The sequence below is a fragment of the Marinifilum sp. JC120 genome, assembly GCA_004923195.1.
Lineage (GTDB): Bacteria > Desulfobacterota > Desulfovibrionia > Desulfovibrionales > Desulfovibrionaceae > Maridesulfovibrio.
On sequence record RDSB01000009.1, the window covers coordinates 1 to 16,923 of the forward strand.

Genomic DNA, 16,923 nt, shown 5'->3' on the forward strand with positions numbered 1-16,923 from the left:
TACCGAATCGGTACTTGGTGCCTCAGAGCACGAATAAGAAAAGGAATATCAATAGTTACACCATTAGGTGAGGGACGACTACGGCCTAAAAAGACTTGAAGATAGATTTGACGGGGTGCTTGACATTGTGCCGCATAAGAAAAAGCCCGCAAGATGAACTTCTTACGGGCCTCAAAAAACTTCTTAGATATTTCTATGCGTCAACCATCATCTCGGCACATTCCATGGCAGCCTTAAAACTCTCCAATGAGGCCTTCCCGGTTCCAGTAATATCATAACCGGTTCCATGGTCCGGGGAAGTGCGAGGAAAAGGCAGGCCGAGAGTAATATTAACTGCCTCGCTGAAATGAAGAAGCTTAAGCGGGGCCAGACCCTGATCGTGATACATGGCCAGCACGGCGCTGTAATCACCCTGTGCTGCAAAATAAAAAACCGTATCTCCGGGAAACGGCCCTTCCACATCAAAGCCCATAGCCCGTGCTTCAGCAATGGCAGGTTCGATGACCTTGATCTCTTCATCACCGATACGGCCGGACTCCCCGGCATGGGGGTTCAATCCGCAAACTGCAATGGGCTTGCTAAGTCCCAGAGACTTTACCAGACCGTCAGTAAGCTCAATACAACGCAGAATCCGCTCTTTGGTAACCAGCCCCTGAATATCCACAAAACGGGGATGGGTAGTCACCAGACTGACCTTAAGCTTCGGCCCGCCCAGATGCATGCAGACATTTTCCCGCCCCACGCCTGAACGGGTCGCCAAAAATTCCGTATGGCCCGGAAAATCAAACCCGGCCAATTGCAGCATGGCCTTATTCAAAGGACAGGTGACCAAACCAGCAAGCACCTTCCTATTCAGAAGATCCATGGCAGTTTCCATGGCTTCCCCGGCGCAGCGTCCGCCTTCAGGATCAGCCACACCGACCTGCAACTCAAAATCGTCCAGAACTTCCGGGCAAAACAGATAGTATCCCGGCTTTGCGTCCACAATCTTCTCAGGGTCATCAAGCAATGTATAAAATTTTTCCAGACCCAACTTTTCCAAATGATACACCAAACCATTCTCAGGTCCGATCATCAAATAAGCACGGTCCGCTTTGCGCTCTGCCAAAAGACGGCAAGCCAACTCAGGTCCCAAGCCATTAGGGTCACCAAGTGTAATGCATATATTTTTCATAAGATCTCCTTAAAAGATGCCTCCGGCGGCTGGGGAAGGGGAACTTTTGGAAAAAGTTTCCCTTCCCCAGACCCCATCCCTTCAAAACTTTTCAATTTGCTTCGCATATGCTTCACAGTCCGACTTTCAAAAAAAAGGACCACAATATCTTTTAATATACTGCGGCCTTGATTTTTGTAACAATTTACTCACGAAGCGGCGAAGCCTCGATAAAAAGTTTTGGGATTCTTAAACCCTTTTCCCCAAAGGGTTTAAGGCCCCCGGCAGGGCCGCCGGAGGCATATTCCTACGCCTGCTCGGGGCGAAGTGCAATAGCTCCAAGCGGCGGCAGGGTCAGTTCCAAATAATAGGGAAACGCGCCTAGATCCCCGGCCTTACGGGCCTCGACCTTACCGACATTACCCATATTTGAACCGCCATAAATCTCAGCATCGGAATTAAATATTTCTTCCCATTTTCCGTCCTGCGGACAACCGAGACAATACCCGCTGCGCACCACCGGGGTAAAGTTGAATACCCAGAGTACCGGACTCTCCCCTTCGCTCTTACGCAGAAAACTTATGGTAGAAGATTTGTAGTCATTAAAATCTACCCACTCGAAACCGGACCAATCAGTATCGTGTTTGTACATAGCCGGGTTCTCATGCATGACCCGGTTAAGATCGATAACCGTGTTACGCAACCCCTGATGAGAAGGAAAACCGAGCAAAGTCCAGTCCAGCTCCTGACGGCAATTCCACTCATTCCATTGCCCGAACTCACAGCCCATAAAAAGCAGGTTCTTGCCCGGATGCGCCCATTGATAAGAAAAAAGCAACCGCAGATTAGCCATTTGCTGCCACATGTCGCCGGGCATCTTGGAAAGCAGCGCGCCTTTGCCATGCACAACTTCATCGTGGGAAAGGGGCAAGAAAAAATTCTCGCTGAAAGCATAGACCATAGAAAAGGTCAGTTTATTGTGGTGAAACGAACGGTGAATAGGACTCTTTTCTATATAATCAAGAGTGTCATTCATCCACCCCATGTTCCACTTGAAGGTAAATCCAAGCCCGCCAGTGTAGACCGGACGGGACACACCAGGCCATGACGTGGATTCCTCGGCAATCATCATGGCACCGGGGAATTGTTCGTGAACCACGGTGTTGAGCTTCTTGAGCAACTCAATGGCCTCGATATTCTCGTTGCCGCCATGCTCGTTGGGGATCCACTCTCCTTCGCGGCGGGAATAATCGAGATACAGCATGGAAGCCACAGCATCTATGCGCAGCCCGTCAATATGAAATTCTTTGAGCCAGTAGAGAGCGTTAGCCAGCAGAAAGTTGCAGACCTCATGCCGCCCGAAATTAAAAATATATGTTCCCCAGTCCGGATGTTCCCCTTTACGGGCATCGGCATGCTCGTAAAGAGCGGTGCCGTCAAAACGCCCCATTCCCCAATCATCCTTAGGAAAATGGCCCGGAACCCAATCAAGAATTACGCCTAATCCGGCCTGATGGCACTTATCGATGAAATAGCGCAAGTCATCGGGACTACCATGACGGGAGGTGGGCGAATAATAATGGGTAGTCTGATAGCCCCAAGATTCATCAAGGGGATGCTCGGCAATGGGCATCAGCTCGATGTGGGTGAAGCCCATATCCTTGACGTAAGGAATCAACTCTTTGGTCAGTTGGCGGTAGGAACGGTAATCCCACCCTTCCCTGCGCCATGAACCGAGATGAACCTCATAAACGGAAACAGGCTTATCCAGCGGCAGTCCGGTCTGGCGACGCTGAGCCATCCATTCTTCGTCCAGCCATTCATAATTATCAAGCCCCCAGGCAACGGCAGCGTGTCCGGGACGCATTTCTGTACGGAAAGCTAGAGGGTCAGTCTTGGTTACTTCATGCCCGTCACTCTGAACAACGTGATATTTGTACATCTGCCCGGGCTTAACACCGGGAATGAATCCGGCCCAGATGCCGGAAACGCCCACAGGCAGGAGCTTGTTGGCCCGGTTATCCCAGCCGTTGAAATCACCGGTAACAAAAATTTCACGGGCATTGGGCGCCCAGACCGCAAAACGGTAGCCCTCCTGCTCTTCCTGAAGGTCAAAATGCGCTCCGAGAATCCGGTATAAATCCCAATGTTCCCCTTTGCCGAACAAGAAAAGATCAAAAGGGGCAATGTAGACAGGTAAAGTTTCTGGCATCAGGGCTTAATCCTCTGGCTTGCTGCAATCGTCCATAAATTCAACAGCGGGTAAAATTTTTTAAACTTCTGAGAAACTGGAAGATTTCTATAGTCTGGCACCCAGCTCCCGATATAATTTAATGTACTCAGCAGCCGAACGGTCCCAGGTGAATTCCTTAAGCATAGCCCGCTTCACCATTTTCTCCCACTCTTCGCGGTCATGCCATGCATCTACCGCCTGAATCACCGCCTCGTAAAAAAGATCGGCATCCGTATCCGTTTTTTCAAAAGTAAATCCAGTGGCATCCGCTGCCGGATAAGGGGTGATGGTATCACGCAGGCCGCCCACAGCAGTGGCAACCGGAGGAGTACCAAACCGCAAGGCATAAATCTGGGTCAACCCGCATGGTTCATAGCGTGAAGGCATGAGAAAAATATCCGACCCGGCCTGAATTCCATGGGCCAGATCTTCGGTGTAACCCACCTGCACACAGAACTGACCGGGATACTCCTCCATGAATTCAAGCAACTGTGCTTCGTAACCGAGATCGCCCTCACCGAGCACAATCACACCTACATCTTTCTTCATCAGCCTCGGCAGGATGTCAATGAGCAGGTCAATGCCCTTCTGCCCCCGCAAACGACCGATGAAACCGAGCACCGGCTTATCTTCCAACTGGTCGGACATGTAAAAATCACGAAGCATGCTCCTCTTGCACTCCTGCTTGCCGCTGATGTCCTCAGCACTATAACAGCAGGGCAAAAACTTATCATTGCAGGGGTCCCAGATGGAATAATCGGCACCGTTCAGGATACCGTACAATTTATGGGTCTGGCTGTTCAAAAAGCCTTCCAATCCACAGCCGAATTCAGGTCCAAGAATTTCTTTCGCATAGGAAGGACTGACCGTGCTTACCGCATCACTATAAGCAATGCTGGCTTTAAGCATATTCAAGTCACCGTAGAACTCTGCTCCGTGCATGGACCATGCTTCAGCAGGCAGACCGGATTCATGAAAAAGCCTCTCCGAAAAACGACCCTGAAAAGCGAGGTTATGGATCGTGGTCACCGTCTTGGTATTCTTCCAGAATGAATCTGTTTCCCGCTCAAAATAAAGGTAAGGCGGCACCAGCGAGGACTGCCAGTCATGAGAGTGGATCACCGCCGGGGGCGACGGAAGCAAACGTGCCCATTTAAGCACGGCTTTGCAGAAAAAGATAAACCGCTCGCAATTATCAAAGTAGTCGCCGTAATGGGTATTGTAATAATGACGGCGGTCAAAAAATTCACCACGTGACACGAAATATACGGAAATCCCGTCATAATCAGTCTGGTAAATTTCGGCGGTAGTGGACGGCCATGGATAGCCCACATGCAGGTCGGAATAGACCAACCGCAACTTGTGACCATCAAGATTCATACGCCCATAAAATGGAGTTATTACTGCGGTTTTGACCCCCTTGGCATGGATGGCAGGCGGTAATGCCCCCATAACATCACCCAGCCCTCCGGTCTTGGAAAAGGGATACATTTCAGATGTAACATAAAGAACGTCGTGCACTGGTGAGACTCCCTTCAATTTTCAGCTTGTTATTCTTTACTGCCCACGGCTGCATGATCCTGCAAACGGATCAGCTTTGAAGAAAAATCGCTAAGAATGTCCCTATGATCGAAAACAAGATCAGGCAGGCTGTCCAGCTTGAAAAAACGAGCTCCTCCGGCATCATCCCCGGCCTGCAAAGCTGAAACATCGCTGGTCACCGCGCTGTAGGTAACGCTGATGGTGTGCTGGCGATCATCACGGCAGGGCATGGAATAGACCCCTACCAACCCGGTCAGGACCACCTCAAGCCCGGTTTCCTCTTTTGCCTCCCGCACGGCAGCATGTTCAAGAGTTTCCCCGTAATCGACAAACCCTCCGGGCAAAGCCCAGCCCAGAGGAGGATTGTTGCGTTCAATAAGAACAACTCCGAGGCTAGGATCATAAATAACAACATCAACAGTGGGGACGGGATTGCGGTAAAGTACAACATCTTCTCCGCAGTGAGGACACGGTTTTGAGCCGAGCATAAATAAACAGCCTTTCTTTGATCTACTACAAATATATTAACTTTTATACATGGGGAACAAATTACAATCGGTTCCTATAAATACCGCGAATGGATTTTCATTACAAGGAAATCCGAATTATTTTCTAAAAGTCCACCTTTGTAACATCTCCCGGTCAGGTTCAAAATATTTAACCGCCCTACGCACCAAAACCTGACTAGAGCAAAACCGTTACCCCAAGCCGTTTTATCCGCCTTTACGGCTCTCTATTTCAGGAATGCAATAGAATCTTTTTACCGTAACAATGAAAAAGGCCCCGTCGGTTAATTCCGACGGGGCCCGTTTCAGCATTTTTTTTCAGCAAAAGTCTGAAGGTAATATCTATCTAGCAACCCTTGTGCCAAAGTTGAAAGCAGCCCAATAAAGATAGATAACGCATTGTAATATCTCATCTTACTCAAGATAAACCACCCATCCCAAAAACAACAAATTAGTACAAGATTTTTTACCTGACAAATAAATACCGGATGAAACAAGCATCCGGGGTAAAATATTTTTTACCGGATTTACTACTTAGCACGAGCATAAAAAATTATTTTCCAAACTCGCCCCACCATAAACTCCAGCTCATTCATAATTCCGTTCGCAACAAATTTCCTTACAGAATGAAAAAGGCCCCGTCGGTTAGTTCCGACGGGGCCCGTTTCAGCATTTTTTTTCAGCAAAAGTCTGAAGGTAATATCTATCTAGCAACCCCTGTGCCAAAGCTGAAAACAGCCCAACAAACACACCTAACGCATTGTAACATCTCATCTTATTCAACAAAAGTAATTCATCCCCAAAACAGCAAATCAGTACAAGATTTTTTACCTGACAAATTAATACCGGATGAAACAAGCATCGGGGGTAAAATATTTTTTACCGGATTTGCTGCCCAGCACTAGCATATAAAATTATTTTCCAACCCGCCCCACCATAAACTCCAGCTCATTCATAATTCCGTTCGCAACAAATTTCCTTACAAAATGAAAAAGGCCCCGTCGGTTAGTTCCGACGGGGCCCGTTTCAGCATTTTTTTTCAGCAAAAGTCTGAAGGTAATATCTATATAGCAACCCCTGTGCCAAAACCACAAGCAGCCCAAAAAACCAACCTAACACATTGCAATACCTAACTTTACCCAAAAGGAACTACCCACTCCCAAAACAGCAAATTAGTACAAGATTTTTTACCTGATAAATAAATACCGGATGAAACAAGCATCAAGGGTTAAATATTTTTTACCGCTAAAACAAAAAGACCTGCTCTAATAAAAGAACAGGTCTTAAAATTATATTTCAAAATAAAATCTAATCAACTAGCTCAAATCCGGCGCGAATCAACTGCTCACGAGTAACCACCCCGTCACGGAAAATCTTCAAACGGTTGCCCTTGAGCGGCTCAACAACAGTTGAAGGCTCTCCGCCTTTCGGACCGGGGTCAGGGTTGTAGATCCCCTCCACCATCATGGTCAGCTCTTCATCCAGCTCAGCGGCAATACCGGTTCCCGGCTTACCACTCATATTGGCACTGGTGGCTACAAGCGGAGTGTGGGCTTTAAGGCACAACTCGGCAGCACATGTATGCTCAGTCCAACGCACGGAAGTATAGCCCCTAGAATCCTTAACAGCAGAAGGAAGCTCTTCCCGCCCTTTAACCAAAATGGAAAGCGGTCCGGGCCAAAACTCATTGGTAAGTTTAAGCAATTCGGGGGAAACAGATTCAGTAACAAGGTCAAGCTGGTCAATACTGCCGATAATAAGAGGTAAAGGCTTGGACACCGGACGCCCCTTAATACGGGCAACACGATTCGCAGCCCTTTCATCCATGGCATCCGCACCAATGGCAAAAAGGGTTTCCGTGGGATAAATCAATACTCCGCCGGTCCTTATTATATTTACAGCTTCCTGTTCACTCATACCTGTTTAACTCCCAAAATGCATAACGGCATACGGAGCGACTATTAATACCAACTTTGTATCTTATGTCCAGCATCTTTTACTATGTCAGAAATATCATTATTAACAATCCACATTAAACACTACAGAAGCAGCATGACTTTATCACCCGTTTGGCATATTAAAAGGCACAGCCAGTACGTGAACAAACGGAGATGACAAATGGTTGCTACCACACACAATTTTGGAACTGAAAAAGTAGACACCTTTCTTTCAGCAATTAAGAATACCGTCCCCCTCTGGGTTATGGGAACTGAAGAGTTTTCTCACCAGAATGGCTTGATCAATGTTTTTCAAAACCTTTCATCCGCCAACCCTCAGTTTAAGGAAATCAGCTCGGGGCTGGCCCTGCTGGCGTGGCAGCAAAATCCGCTTGACCGTTCAGCGGCCGTGCGCTGTATGGACCTGAATAATTCATCACGCCCGCCCGCACTGATCAAAATCTTGCAAGCCCTGATAAGTTCCCCGGTATCGCACATCCCCCTTCAGGACCTCGACAACCTGCTTCAATCCGGGGATCAAACCCTCATTATCCGACATTTATTTCCCTTGTTGCGTGGATCGGACGGCTTGAACTGGCTGACCCATTCATGGGATACCCTGCTACGCATGGGCAATGCGGAATTGCCCAGAACGGCCCTTGATCTGGTTAATTGGAATGACAATTTAATCCAGCTTAAACAGAGACTTAAAACACAGTACAATTTTTTATACAGTTCAATTGATGAAACTGTGCAGGACCTTGAAGAGCTGGATCACGACATCTGGTCACTGTGGCAGGATTACATGCGCAGTGAACTCCTGCTCCGCTCCGGACAGACCGAAGAGGGCAAGGACATACTGGCGAAGCTATGGAAAAAGAACATCTGGAACCTCAACTGGGGTCAAAAACTGCATGGACTGCTCAATCCTATAGATACAACTAATGCCCTCAGCCATTCAGATGAAGTCGCCATTCTGCTCTATTCTTGGAACAACGGACAATTGATTGAGAACACGCTAAAAAATGTTGCGACATCAAATATCGGCAATGCGCGGATATTCGCCCTGAACAACGGCTCTGATGACAGCACCGGACAGGTTATAAATGAGGCTCAGTATCGCTTTAAAAAGGGGCACTATAAACCTATCAACCTGCAAGTTAACGTAGGTGCCCCGGCGGCCCGCAACTGGCTGCTGGCTGAACCGGAAGTGCGCAAGGCCAAATGGGCCGTATTTCTGGATGATGATGTGGAACTGGAACCCAACTGGCTGGAAGAACTTCTGGCGACCGCGCAAAGTTACAACAACCCCGGAGCTGTGGGATGCAGAATCACCTCCACAGAAACTCCCCGGTCATTACAGTCAGCGGATTACCACCTCTTTCCTCCCGGAAACGGGACTTCCCAAATCGAAGGGCTAACTGAGAAGATCATGGTCTTTGACAGTTGCCGCAACGGCTTTGATTATGGACAGTTTTCTTACACCCGTCCGGCAATGCACGTTTCAGGCTGCTGTCATATGCTGAATATGGAAGCAATCCATCAATGCGGGAATTTCGACGTGCGCTTCAACCCCACCCAATTCGACGATCTCGAAAGGGACCTGCGCGCAGCACTTGGCGGGTACGAACATGTCTACGCCGGGCAACTGCGCATCGGGCATATCCAACACTCAAGTCTTGCCAAAGCAAGCAATGTGCGTTCCATGGCTCAGGTTTTCGGCAACAAGATAAAACTGGAAAGCAAATACAGCGAGCATGACCTGAACGTCCTTTTCGGGAAAGACATGGCCATGCTCTGGCAGGATGTTGACCGCAAATGGAAAGAGCTGGCAGAAGTCCTTTAACAGACTATCTGGCAAGCCACTCTGCTGTTAATTTTTCCATCTCTTCGGGAGAAAAAGACGGATTATCGTACATACCTTTTGCATATCGCTGGGAAAATCCGTGATACAGAATCAAGGCAGCAGCAACGGAAACGTTGAAACTCTGGATCATACCCTGCATGGGAATGTAGACTTCATCAGGAACCAATTCCGCCAATTCCGGCGCGGTTCCGCTATGTTCGTTGCTCAGGATAACCGCTGAGGGTTTGCTGAAATCAAAATCCATAAGCGGCTTTGCCGTTTCGGAAAAACCAGTTCTTACAACCTGATATCCCTGCTCACGCAGCCCTCCGACCATCTTTACCGGGTCGGTATGTTTAGTGCGCTCAACCCACTTTTTACCTGAAGCGGAAGATTTTTTTGCAAGTTCAGGCCACTGTGATACAGTATAATACAGATGTATGCCGTAGATGCCGAAAGCGTCACAGCTTCTAAGGATGGCCGAAACATTGTGGGGGTCCCAGACATTATCCACAATCAGGGTAAAATCCTTCTGGCGTTTTGCCAGAACTTCCCGGACTCTTGCTTCTCTTTGAGGTGTTCTCTGTCTTTCCATGGCGTACTGGGTACTCAACCTTTTGCAAGTTTGCAAGGGGTGAGGCTGCAACAGCGACACAGCGCAGCATAAAGCAGATTATTGAGAAAGACATTAGATTGATTTAAAAAAGATGATATGTAATGATTTCAGAGGATATATATTCACGGAGGCTTTAATGCGCGCGCTGATTGCAGAGGATGAATTTGTAGGACGAAAATTACTTTCGACCTTTCTGGCCCCACTTTTCGTGATTGATGTCGCGGTAAACGGTAAAGAAGCGGTCGAGGCATACAAACTGGCCTTTGAAGAAGGTGATCCATACAGCTTAATTCTTATGGACATCATGATGCCTGAACAGGACGGCCTCTCCGCCCTTGAAGAGATCAGGAATTTTGAAAACAAAAACAAAGTAGTGAACCACTGCAAAGTGGTCATGACCACAGCACTTGATGACCCCAAAACAGTCATCCGGTCTTTCCATGATGTTGAAGCATCCGCATTCATCGTCAAGCCGGTAGACAGGAACAAACTTTACGAAGAACTCGAAAAAATCGGGTTGATGAACAAATAATTTTCCGGCTGATGGAGCATCTGCAAAATGAGTGAAGACGATTCTCTTGTTGAAGAATTTTTCTCCGAAGTAAATGACAAGTACTACCCACAGGTACTTGAAGGAATCGACCTCCTTGATGAACAACGCATTGAGGAAGGCATCGAGGTGCTCTCGCGTCCGCTGCACACAATCAAAGGGGTCACCGGATTCATGTCCGGGTTTGAACCGGCTTCCACCTTTACCCACAAGGTCGAAGATTTCCTCAAGAAAATGCAGGCCGGAGAGGTTGAGCACGACCTCATGCAGATTGCCCTAGCCATTGAGTCCGTCAACACGATTTTCATGCTCATCGAACAGCTTCGGGAATCCGGCAGTTTTGACCAAAGCCTCACTGACGACATTGAAACCAGACTCTGCGGGGAAGGTCAAAAATCCGGAGCCGCAGATGAGTCCGGCATAAACCCCATTGAAGCCGAAGAACTCCCTGATGCGCGAATATTCAATCTCAAGGTAAACAGACTTTACAGCTCCGAACAATTGAAAATGGTGGAAGAAAGCCTGCAATCAATAGACGGAACAAGCAGGCTCCTTTTTGATTTCGGGATCACCATGTCCGTAGGGTCTGCATTTTTCGAACTAATTGCGTCTTATTCCGAAATTTGCGAAATAGGCATCACCGGAATGAACAGCCATTGTACAAGCACTTTTTATTCTTGGGGTTTCCAGCGCTATCTGACTGTTTTTGACAGCAGGGAAAGCTTTCTGAACAACACCGGAGTTTGAGGATAATGAAGGACAGTATTTCCAGTTGTATAAGCCAGATTCAAGAATCAATCATCGGCCTTGAGCACGGGGACGGTGATATTAATGATGTTTTGAACGCACTAGGGCTTGACAATGCCCAGATGAGATCGGCTCAGATAATCGCCCTTATGGATATGCTGACTGACGGCATTACCCCTGTAACCCCGGACCTGATCACCTCCCTGCTTGATATTGCCGAAGCCCAAAAAAAATTCTTTTACTGCATCGGGGGACTGCTTGATCAAGGCGGTGCTCCGATTGATTCAAGAAAGGATGACAGTTCCGCCTGCGACACAGAAGACCGTGAAGCAATCGCTACAGCACCGGATAAATATGAACAGGAAATGATGGCCGAGATGATGGCCATGACCGAAGGAACTCCAGACGAAGATGAAGGCTGGGAAAAAGTTGAAGGACAGCCTGAAACCCCGCTAGCTGAAGCAGAGAAGAAACAACAGGAACAGGCTGTCGAATCGGAAAATAGAATCGAGCCTGAACAGGTTGCAACAGCAGCAAAGCAAATCCCAGACGAAGAGAAAAGTGCCAAAGTCCAACCTGCTCCCGCTAAAATGAAAGACGCACAAGCTATTTCCTCCATTCGTGTTTCCACCCAGCAACTCGATTCCCTCATCGAGTTGGTAGGTAAACTGATGGTCACCTACGCGGTCATTGCTCAGACTAAGTCTGATAATATTTCCAAAATTTCATCCAGCCTTTCTGAGTTGGATAAAGTCATCCGCAACCTGCAATCGGAAGTGGATGAAATCAGGATGGTTCCGCTAAAACAGATTTTCATGCCCATGCACAGGCTGGTTAAATCCACCTCGCAAAAGCTCAACAAACGCATCAAATTCACCATTATCGGAGAAGAGCTGGCACTGGATAAGACCATCGTGGAATGTTTGAATGAACCGCTGGTCCATCTGCTGCGCAATGCGCTTGACCACGGCATTGAAACTACTGAAGACCGCCAGATGTGCGGCAAGAACGAAATGGGTAAGGTAGACCTGAAGGCCTACCGTCAAGGCGAATTCGCTTACATAGAAATTATCGACGACGGTAAGGGTCTTGATGCCGACATCCTGCTCAGCAAAGCCCTTGAACGCGGACTGGCCGACCCGGAAAAAAAATATACCAAGGAAGAAATTTACGAGTTCATCCTGCAATCAGGCTTCTCCACAGCCAGTGCGGTCACCGATATTTCCGGTCGCGGAGTAGGCATGGACGCGGTTGTTGCCGCCATCCAGAATACGTTGGACGGGAAAGTATCCATTACCAGTGAACTGGGCAAAGGATCTACTTTCACCATTAGCATCCCCTTAAGCCGCTCGGTAAACGAAGGAATCGTGGATGCCCTGATCACCTCAGTTGGCCCGGAAACCTTCATCTTCCCCAGCCGGGAAGTGCTGGAAGTATACGAGCCCGTAGAAAAAGAGTTTACCGACCTGCCCGATGGCCGGGAAACCGTATCTGTTCGCGGCAAGATTCACTCCCTGATCCGTATGCACAAAGTTTTTGACCTCCCGGACCCCACTGACGAGGTAATCCCCAAGGTCATCATGGTAAAATTGGGAGAAACAGTTGTCGCCATTCTCGTAGACGAAGTCCTGCGTCAGCAAAAAGCGGTCGTCACCGGATTCACCCTGCCGGTAAACTCCATCTACAAACTGCCCATCCTCGGCTTCGGCATGATGGGCGAACACGATGCCCTGGTGGTGGATACGGAAACATTGATTGCCGCACACATGGAAGGGGAAGCCTAAAAACAATCCGCGCCATCCCGCAATTTTCCAGCGCACAGGAAAAACTTTTCTCTGTGGCCTTTGTCTGCTATGCATGCGTGTTCACGACAAAGACAACCTCTCAGCGCAGGAAATAGCAGATGAAAAAAGCCATCCTTTTTGCAGCACACGGATCGAAAAACAGAGCTGCCAGTTCGGCACTGGGCAATATTTTGAAGATGGCTAAAGAGGCCCATCCGGACATCCCGGTTTACAGTGCTTTTACTTCCGGGCATGTACTGAAAAAGCTTCGTGAACAGGGCCAGAACATGCCCACCGTAAAACAGAATCTTGAAAATCTGGCCGAAGAAGGTGTCACCCATGTGGTTGTGCAATCCCTGCACGTGATTCCCGGAACGGAATTCAACAACATCAGCAGGCTGTTGGACAGGGTCGACAAAGGCGAAATTAAATTTGAAAAAGCCGTACTTGGCGAACCGCTGCTGACCAATGAACAGGAGATCGACGAAATATCCGACATCATCCTGAATCTGCTGGAAGAACGGGATTCGCAAAATGAGGCTCTGATCCTCGTGGCTCATGGTTCCAAATTTTCCGAGAGCGGCAACTCCTTGTATGATAAATTCAAGGAAGTACTGGAAGCAAAAGACAAAAACGCCTACCTCGGCAAGCTCAATTCCGAAGGTGGCATTGAAAAGATAAGCGACTGTATCAAGGGTTCCGGGGTAAAACGAGCCTATCTGCTGCCTCTGCTCTTCGGAGCCGGAAACCATGTAAAAAAAGATATGGCCGGAGAGCACGATGGATCATGGAAAAATGTTGTGGCCTCACGAGGAATTGAACCGATTCCTGTAGTGCAGGGAGTCGGGGAATTCGATATTTTCGCCCAACGCTGGATGGACAAACTTGAAAAAGCCATCAGCCAGCTTGATACATAAATTGAGGTTTTGAAAACAGGCTCCACGCCACCACAATTTATTACCTGCCCAAAAATTTCTCACTTGATTGTACTCCGCACCGCATATACATTATGCTGGTGCGGTTAATTTTTTAACGGACCGGAAAACAATGACAACTTCCATCACAGTGCATTGCCATGACAAAAAAAACATGGAGATTGCACCCACTGCCGGGCTGAACATGGCCCAGACTCTTTTCCTGAACGGAGCATTCAAAGGAGTGCCTCTCTGTTCCGGCATGGGACGTTGCGGGCTGTGCAAAGTGAAGTTTGAATCTGCGCCGCCCGAGCCGCGCAAGGAAGAGTTGCAAAAATTTTCCGCCACAGAAATAAAATCCGGCTGGCGGCTTTCCTGCCTGCATCCGGCAGCCCCGGCAACAATTTTTCTGCCTGAGCCGGAACGGATTGTACCGCGTGTCTCAGACAAATTTTCCCGAGAACTCCCTGACAACATGGCCCTTGCCGTGGATCTGGGCACCACCGGAATGCACTGGGCGTTCACCCTTGGAGACGAAACAGTAAAATCAGGACAGGAACTGAATCCCCAGATGGGGCTTGGCAGCGAGGTTATGTCCCGGCTGGCTTTTGCCGCAAAACCAGAGCAGCGCAAAATACTTTCAGAGCTGGTCACAAGGCGATTAAATGAGATCATAGCTGAAACAAATCAGGTTAAAGAACTGGTAATTTCCGGCAATCCGTCCATGACTTCCATCCTCGCTCAGGATGATGTTGAAGGCTTAAGCCGTGCTCCCTACTCCCTGCCCAGCAAGGGAGGGCAAAGAGTAAAGCTTGACGCAAACCTTCCCGAAGCGTACATCCCGCCACATCTGGCCCCGTTTGTTGGTGCAGATATAACAGCCGGGATTGTAGCCCTGAATTTTTCCGAGCCAAAAGCGCAGCCGCCGTATCTCTTCGCGGATCTCGGCACAAATGGCGAATTCGTGCTCTGCCTTTCCGAGAACGAATACATTATCTCCTCGGTACCCATGGGCCCGGCGCTTGAAGGTGTCGGCATGAGTAATGGACGCACAGCCGGACCGGGAGCAGTATCAGCTTTCACGCTTACCCCGCTGGGACTCTCGCCATCAATAATTAAAGCGGATAGACAAGAGCAAAATCGGAAACCGGGCATCACCGGAACAGGCTACCTTTCACTCTGCGCCCTGCTGCTCAAATCAGGTGTGCTAACCCGTGAAGGACAATTCGGCATGGGAAACACCCCGCTTGCCGCAAAGCTTGCCGATAAATTGACAGAGATAAACGGAACCCCGGTCCTTGATCTGGGACATGAGGGATTAACCCTCCCGGCCCCGGATGTGGAAGAAATTTTAAAAGTTAAAGCGGCCTTTAACCTCGCCATGTCTGCCTTGCTGAATGAAGCAGGGCTGGCACCTTCCGATCTAAAGGAACTCATTCTCGGCGGGGCCATGGGCCAACATGTAAACAGAAATGATCTGGTAACAACCGGATTCATCCCTGCGGAAAGCGGTGCAATCACCCGAGCCGCAGGAAATACTTCCCTCGCGGGAGCAAAAATTTTAACATACAATAAAAAAGCAAGAGATTTTGCCGCCAGCCTGCCCAGCCGTTCCAAAGTTCTGGAACTGGCCGGAAGCAACGATTTTGGCGATAAATACCTTGCGAGGATAATTTTCAAATATGTCTATTAAAGTAAGTTCACTTTTCCCCCTGCCGACTAATAATGTAACAAAATTACTGAATAACTACTTAAAAATTCTACAAAAAACAGTCCCGCTTAAAAGTAAGCACAGCGAGGAACTGCCCTACGCAATACGCGACCTTTCCCGCGACCTGACCGGGGAACGCTCCGGCCTGTCCAATGATTACATGGGCGACCCGCGTAGCCTGAACGCATATCTGCGTTATTTCCTGCCTTGGAACCTGTACCGTCTTGCAAGGCTGTTTCAGGGGCTGGACATCAACCTGCCCGATAAAGGTATCGTCGTTGATCTCGGAGCCGGACCGCTTACCGTGGCTCAGGCCCTGTGGATTGCAAGGCCGGACCTGCGCGATAAAAAACTGACTTTTATCAACGTGGACCGCACCCCGAAACCCATGCGCGAAGGCACCAAGCTCTTTCAGGCACTTGCCGGTGAAAAATCACCATGGCGCATGGTTAACGTAAAAGGCGGCTCCACTTCCAAACTGCGCGAAAAAGCACACCTGCTGGTCACCGCCAACATGGTCAATGAGGCTTCCGCAGGCACACGCATTCCTCTGCCTGTCTGGGCGGAAAAATTCTGCATGTCCATGGTCCACAAGCTGGCCCCGGAAGGCAGAATTCTGATCATCGAACCGGGCATCCGTCGTTCAGGGCGGGTACTTTCCGTGATTCGTGGACAATTTGTCGAAGCAGGATTTCCCATTCTCGGTCCCTGCACCCATGAACAGGAATGTCCCATGAACGGCGAACAGGGTAAGGCATGGTGTCATTTCAACTTTGATTCCGAGCACGCCCCGGCATGGTTGCAGAAGCTTTCAGCCCAGTGTCGTCTTGAAAAGGACAACGTCAGTCTGAGCTTTCTTTATGTAGGGCTGCGCAAGGAAGAAGTCGAAGCACCGCGCGAAGGTGAAATGCGTATCCGCGCTGTATCCGAATCTTTCAGACTTGATGAAGGCGGTTTCGGTCAGTACGGCTGTGCAGCCGAAGGTCAAATCCTTCTCTCTGCGCAAGGCGGAGCAAAAACCTTGTACCCCGGCGGACTTATCGGTATGCCCGTTCCTGAAGAAGAAAAACGGGATGAGAAGTCCGGCGCACTCATCGTGCCCCTGCCCATACGCGAGCACGACAAACGCAAGCTGGAAGAGAAAAATAAAAAGTAAGAAATGCCTCCGGCGGCTTAAACCCTTTTGCAAAAGGGTTTAAGAATCCCAAAACCTTTTATTAAGGCTTCGCCGTTTGTATATTCGAAAGTCAATTTAGCATATTATATGCGAAGCTTACTAAAAGGTTCTGAAGGGGATGGGGTCTGGGGAAGGGGAAACTCTTGCAAGAGTTTCCCCTTCCCCAGCCGCCGGAGGCAAAATCTTTTCATAAAAAGCGCGAAGCGC

Annotated in this window: 13 protein-coding genes; 7 read left to right on the plus strand and 6 right to left on the minus strand. The window is 48.8% G+C overall.

Annotation, left to right across the window (positions count from 1 at the left end; all coding sequences use genetic code 11):
• Positions 1 to 193 precede the first annotated feature (193 nt).
• The 5 genes from pdxA to D0S45_10240 form a co-directional block, all read right to left on the minus strand.
• Positions 194 to 1,174, minus strand: coding sequence for a 4-hydroxythreonine-4-phosphate dehydrogenase PdxA (pdxA, locus tag D0S45_10220; protein TIH15564.1), 981 nt, complete (start codon positions 1,172 to 1,174; stop codon positions 194 to 196).
• 286 nt (positions 1,175 to 1,460) lie between these two features.
• Positions 1,461 to 3,365 (minus strand): 1,4-alpha-glucan branching protein GlgB, encoded by a 1,905-nt coding sequence (gene glgB / locus D0S45_10225; protein ID TIH15565.1) that lies wholly within the window; start codon positions 3,363 to 3,365, stop codon positions 1,461 to 1,463.
• Positions 3,366 to 3,452: 87 nt separating this feature from the next.
• Entirely contained in the window at positions 3,453 to 4,907 is a 1,455-nt protein-coding gene (gene glgA / locus D0S45_10230; GenBank protein TIH15566.1) for a glycogen synthase GlgA, read from the minus strand.
• Between the two features lie 29 nt (positions 4,908 to 4,936).
• A complete protein-coding gene (locus tag D0S45_10235; GenBank protein ID TIH15567.1) occupies positions 4,937 to 5,416 on the minus strand; it encodes an NUDIX hydrolase in 480 nt (159 codons plus the stop codon).
• Between the two features lie 1,326 nt (positions 5,417 to 6,742).
• Entirely contained in the window at positions 6,743 to 7,351 is a 609-nt protein-coding gene (locus D0S45_10240; protein TIH15568.1) for a threonylcarbamoyl-AMP synthase, read from the minus strand.
• A gap of 201 nt (positions 7,352 to 7,552) precedes the next feature.
• Between D0S45_10240 and D0S45_10245 the strand changes: the two genes are divergently transcribed.
• Complete coding sequence (locus tag D0S45_10245) at positions 7,553 to 9,217, plus strand: glycosyltransferase family 2 protein (protein TIH15569.1); 1,665 nt, start codon at positions 7,553 to 7,555, stop codon at positions 9,215 to 9,217.
• Positions 9,218 to 9,221: 4 nt separating this feature from the next.
• Here D0S45_10245 and D0S45_10250 read toward each other — a convergent pair whose 3' ends face one another.
• Positions 9,222 to 9,812: a tRNA methyltransferase gene (locus D0S45_10250; GenBank protein TIH15570.1), complete on the minus strand. Its 591-nt coding sequence runs from the start codon at positions 9,810 to 9,812 to the stop codon at positions 9,222 to 9,224.
• Between the two features lie 157 nt (positions 9,813 to 9,969).
• Between D0S45_10250 and D0S45_10255 the strand changes: the two genes are divergently transcribed.
• From D0S45_10255 to D0S45_10280, 6 genes are all read left to right on the plus strand, one after another.
• Positions 9,970 to 10,365 carry a response regulator gene (locus D0S45_10255; protein ID TIH15571.1) on the plus strand — a complete coding sequence of 132 codons (396 nt, stop codon included), beginning with the start codon at positions 9,970 to 9,972 and terminating at the stop codon, positions 10,363 to 10,365.
• 27 nt (positions 10,366 to 10,392) lie between these two features.
• Positions 10,393 to 11,130, plus strand: coding sequence for a histidine kinase (locus D0S45_10260; protein TIH15572.1), 738 nt, complete (start codon positions 10,393 to 10,395; stop codon positions 11,128 to 11,130).
• Positions 11,131 to 11,135: 5 nt separating this feature from the next.
• Positions 11,136 to 12,914 carry a chemotaxis protein CheA gene (locus D0S45_10265; GenBank protein ID TIH15573.1) on the plus strand — a complete coding sequence of 593 codons (1,779 nt, stop codon included), beginning with the start codon at positions 11,136 to 11,138 and terminating at the stop codon, positions 12,912 to 12,914.
• A 119-nt stretch (positions 12,915 to 13,033) separates the two neighbouring features.
• Positions 13,034 to 13,831, plus strand: a complete 798-nt coding sequence (locus tag D0S45_10270) for a cobalt chelatase (GenBank protein TIH15574.1) — start codon at positions 13,034 to 13,036, stop codon at positions 13,829 to 13,831.
• A gap of 130 nt (positions 13,832 to 13,961) precedes the next feature.
• Positions 13,962 to 15,521, plus strand: a complete 1,560-nt coding sequence (locus D0S45_10275; GenBank protein ID TIH15575.1) for a DUF4445 domain-containing protein — start codon at positions 13,962 to 13,964, stop codon at positions 15,519 to 15,521.
• Positions 15,511 to 16,695 carry an rRNA methyltransferase gene (locus tag D0S45_10280; GenBank protein ID TIH15576.1) on the plus strand — a complete coding sequence of 395 codons (1,185 nt, stop codon included), beginning with the start codon at positions 15,511 to 15,513 and terminating at the stop codon, positions 16,693 to 16,695. Before D0S45_10275 ends, D0S45_10280 begins: the two co-directional genes overlap by 11 nt.
• Positions 16,696 to 16,923 lie beyond the last annotated feature (228 nt).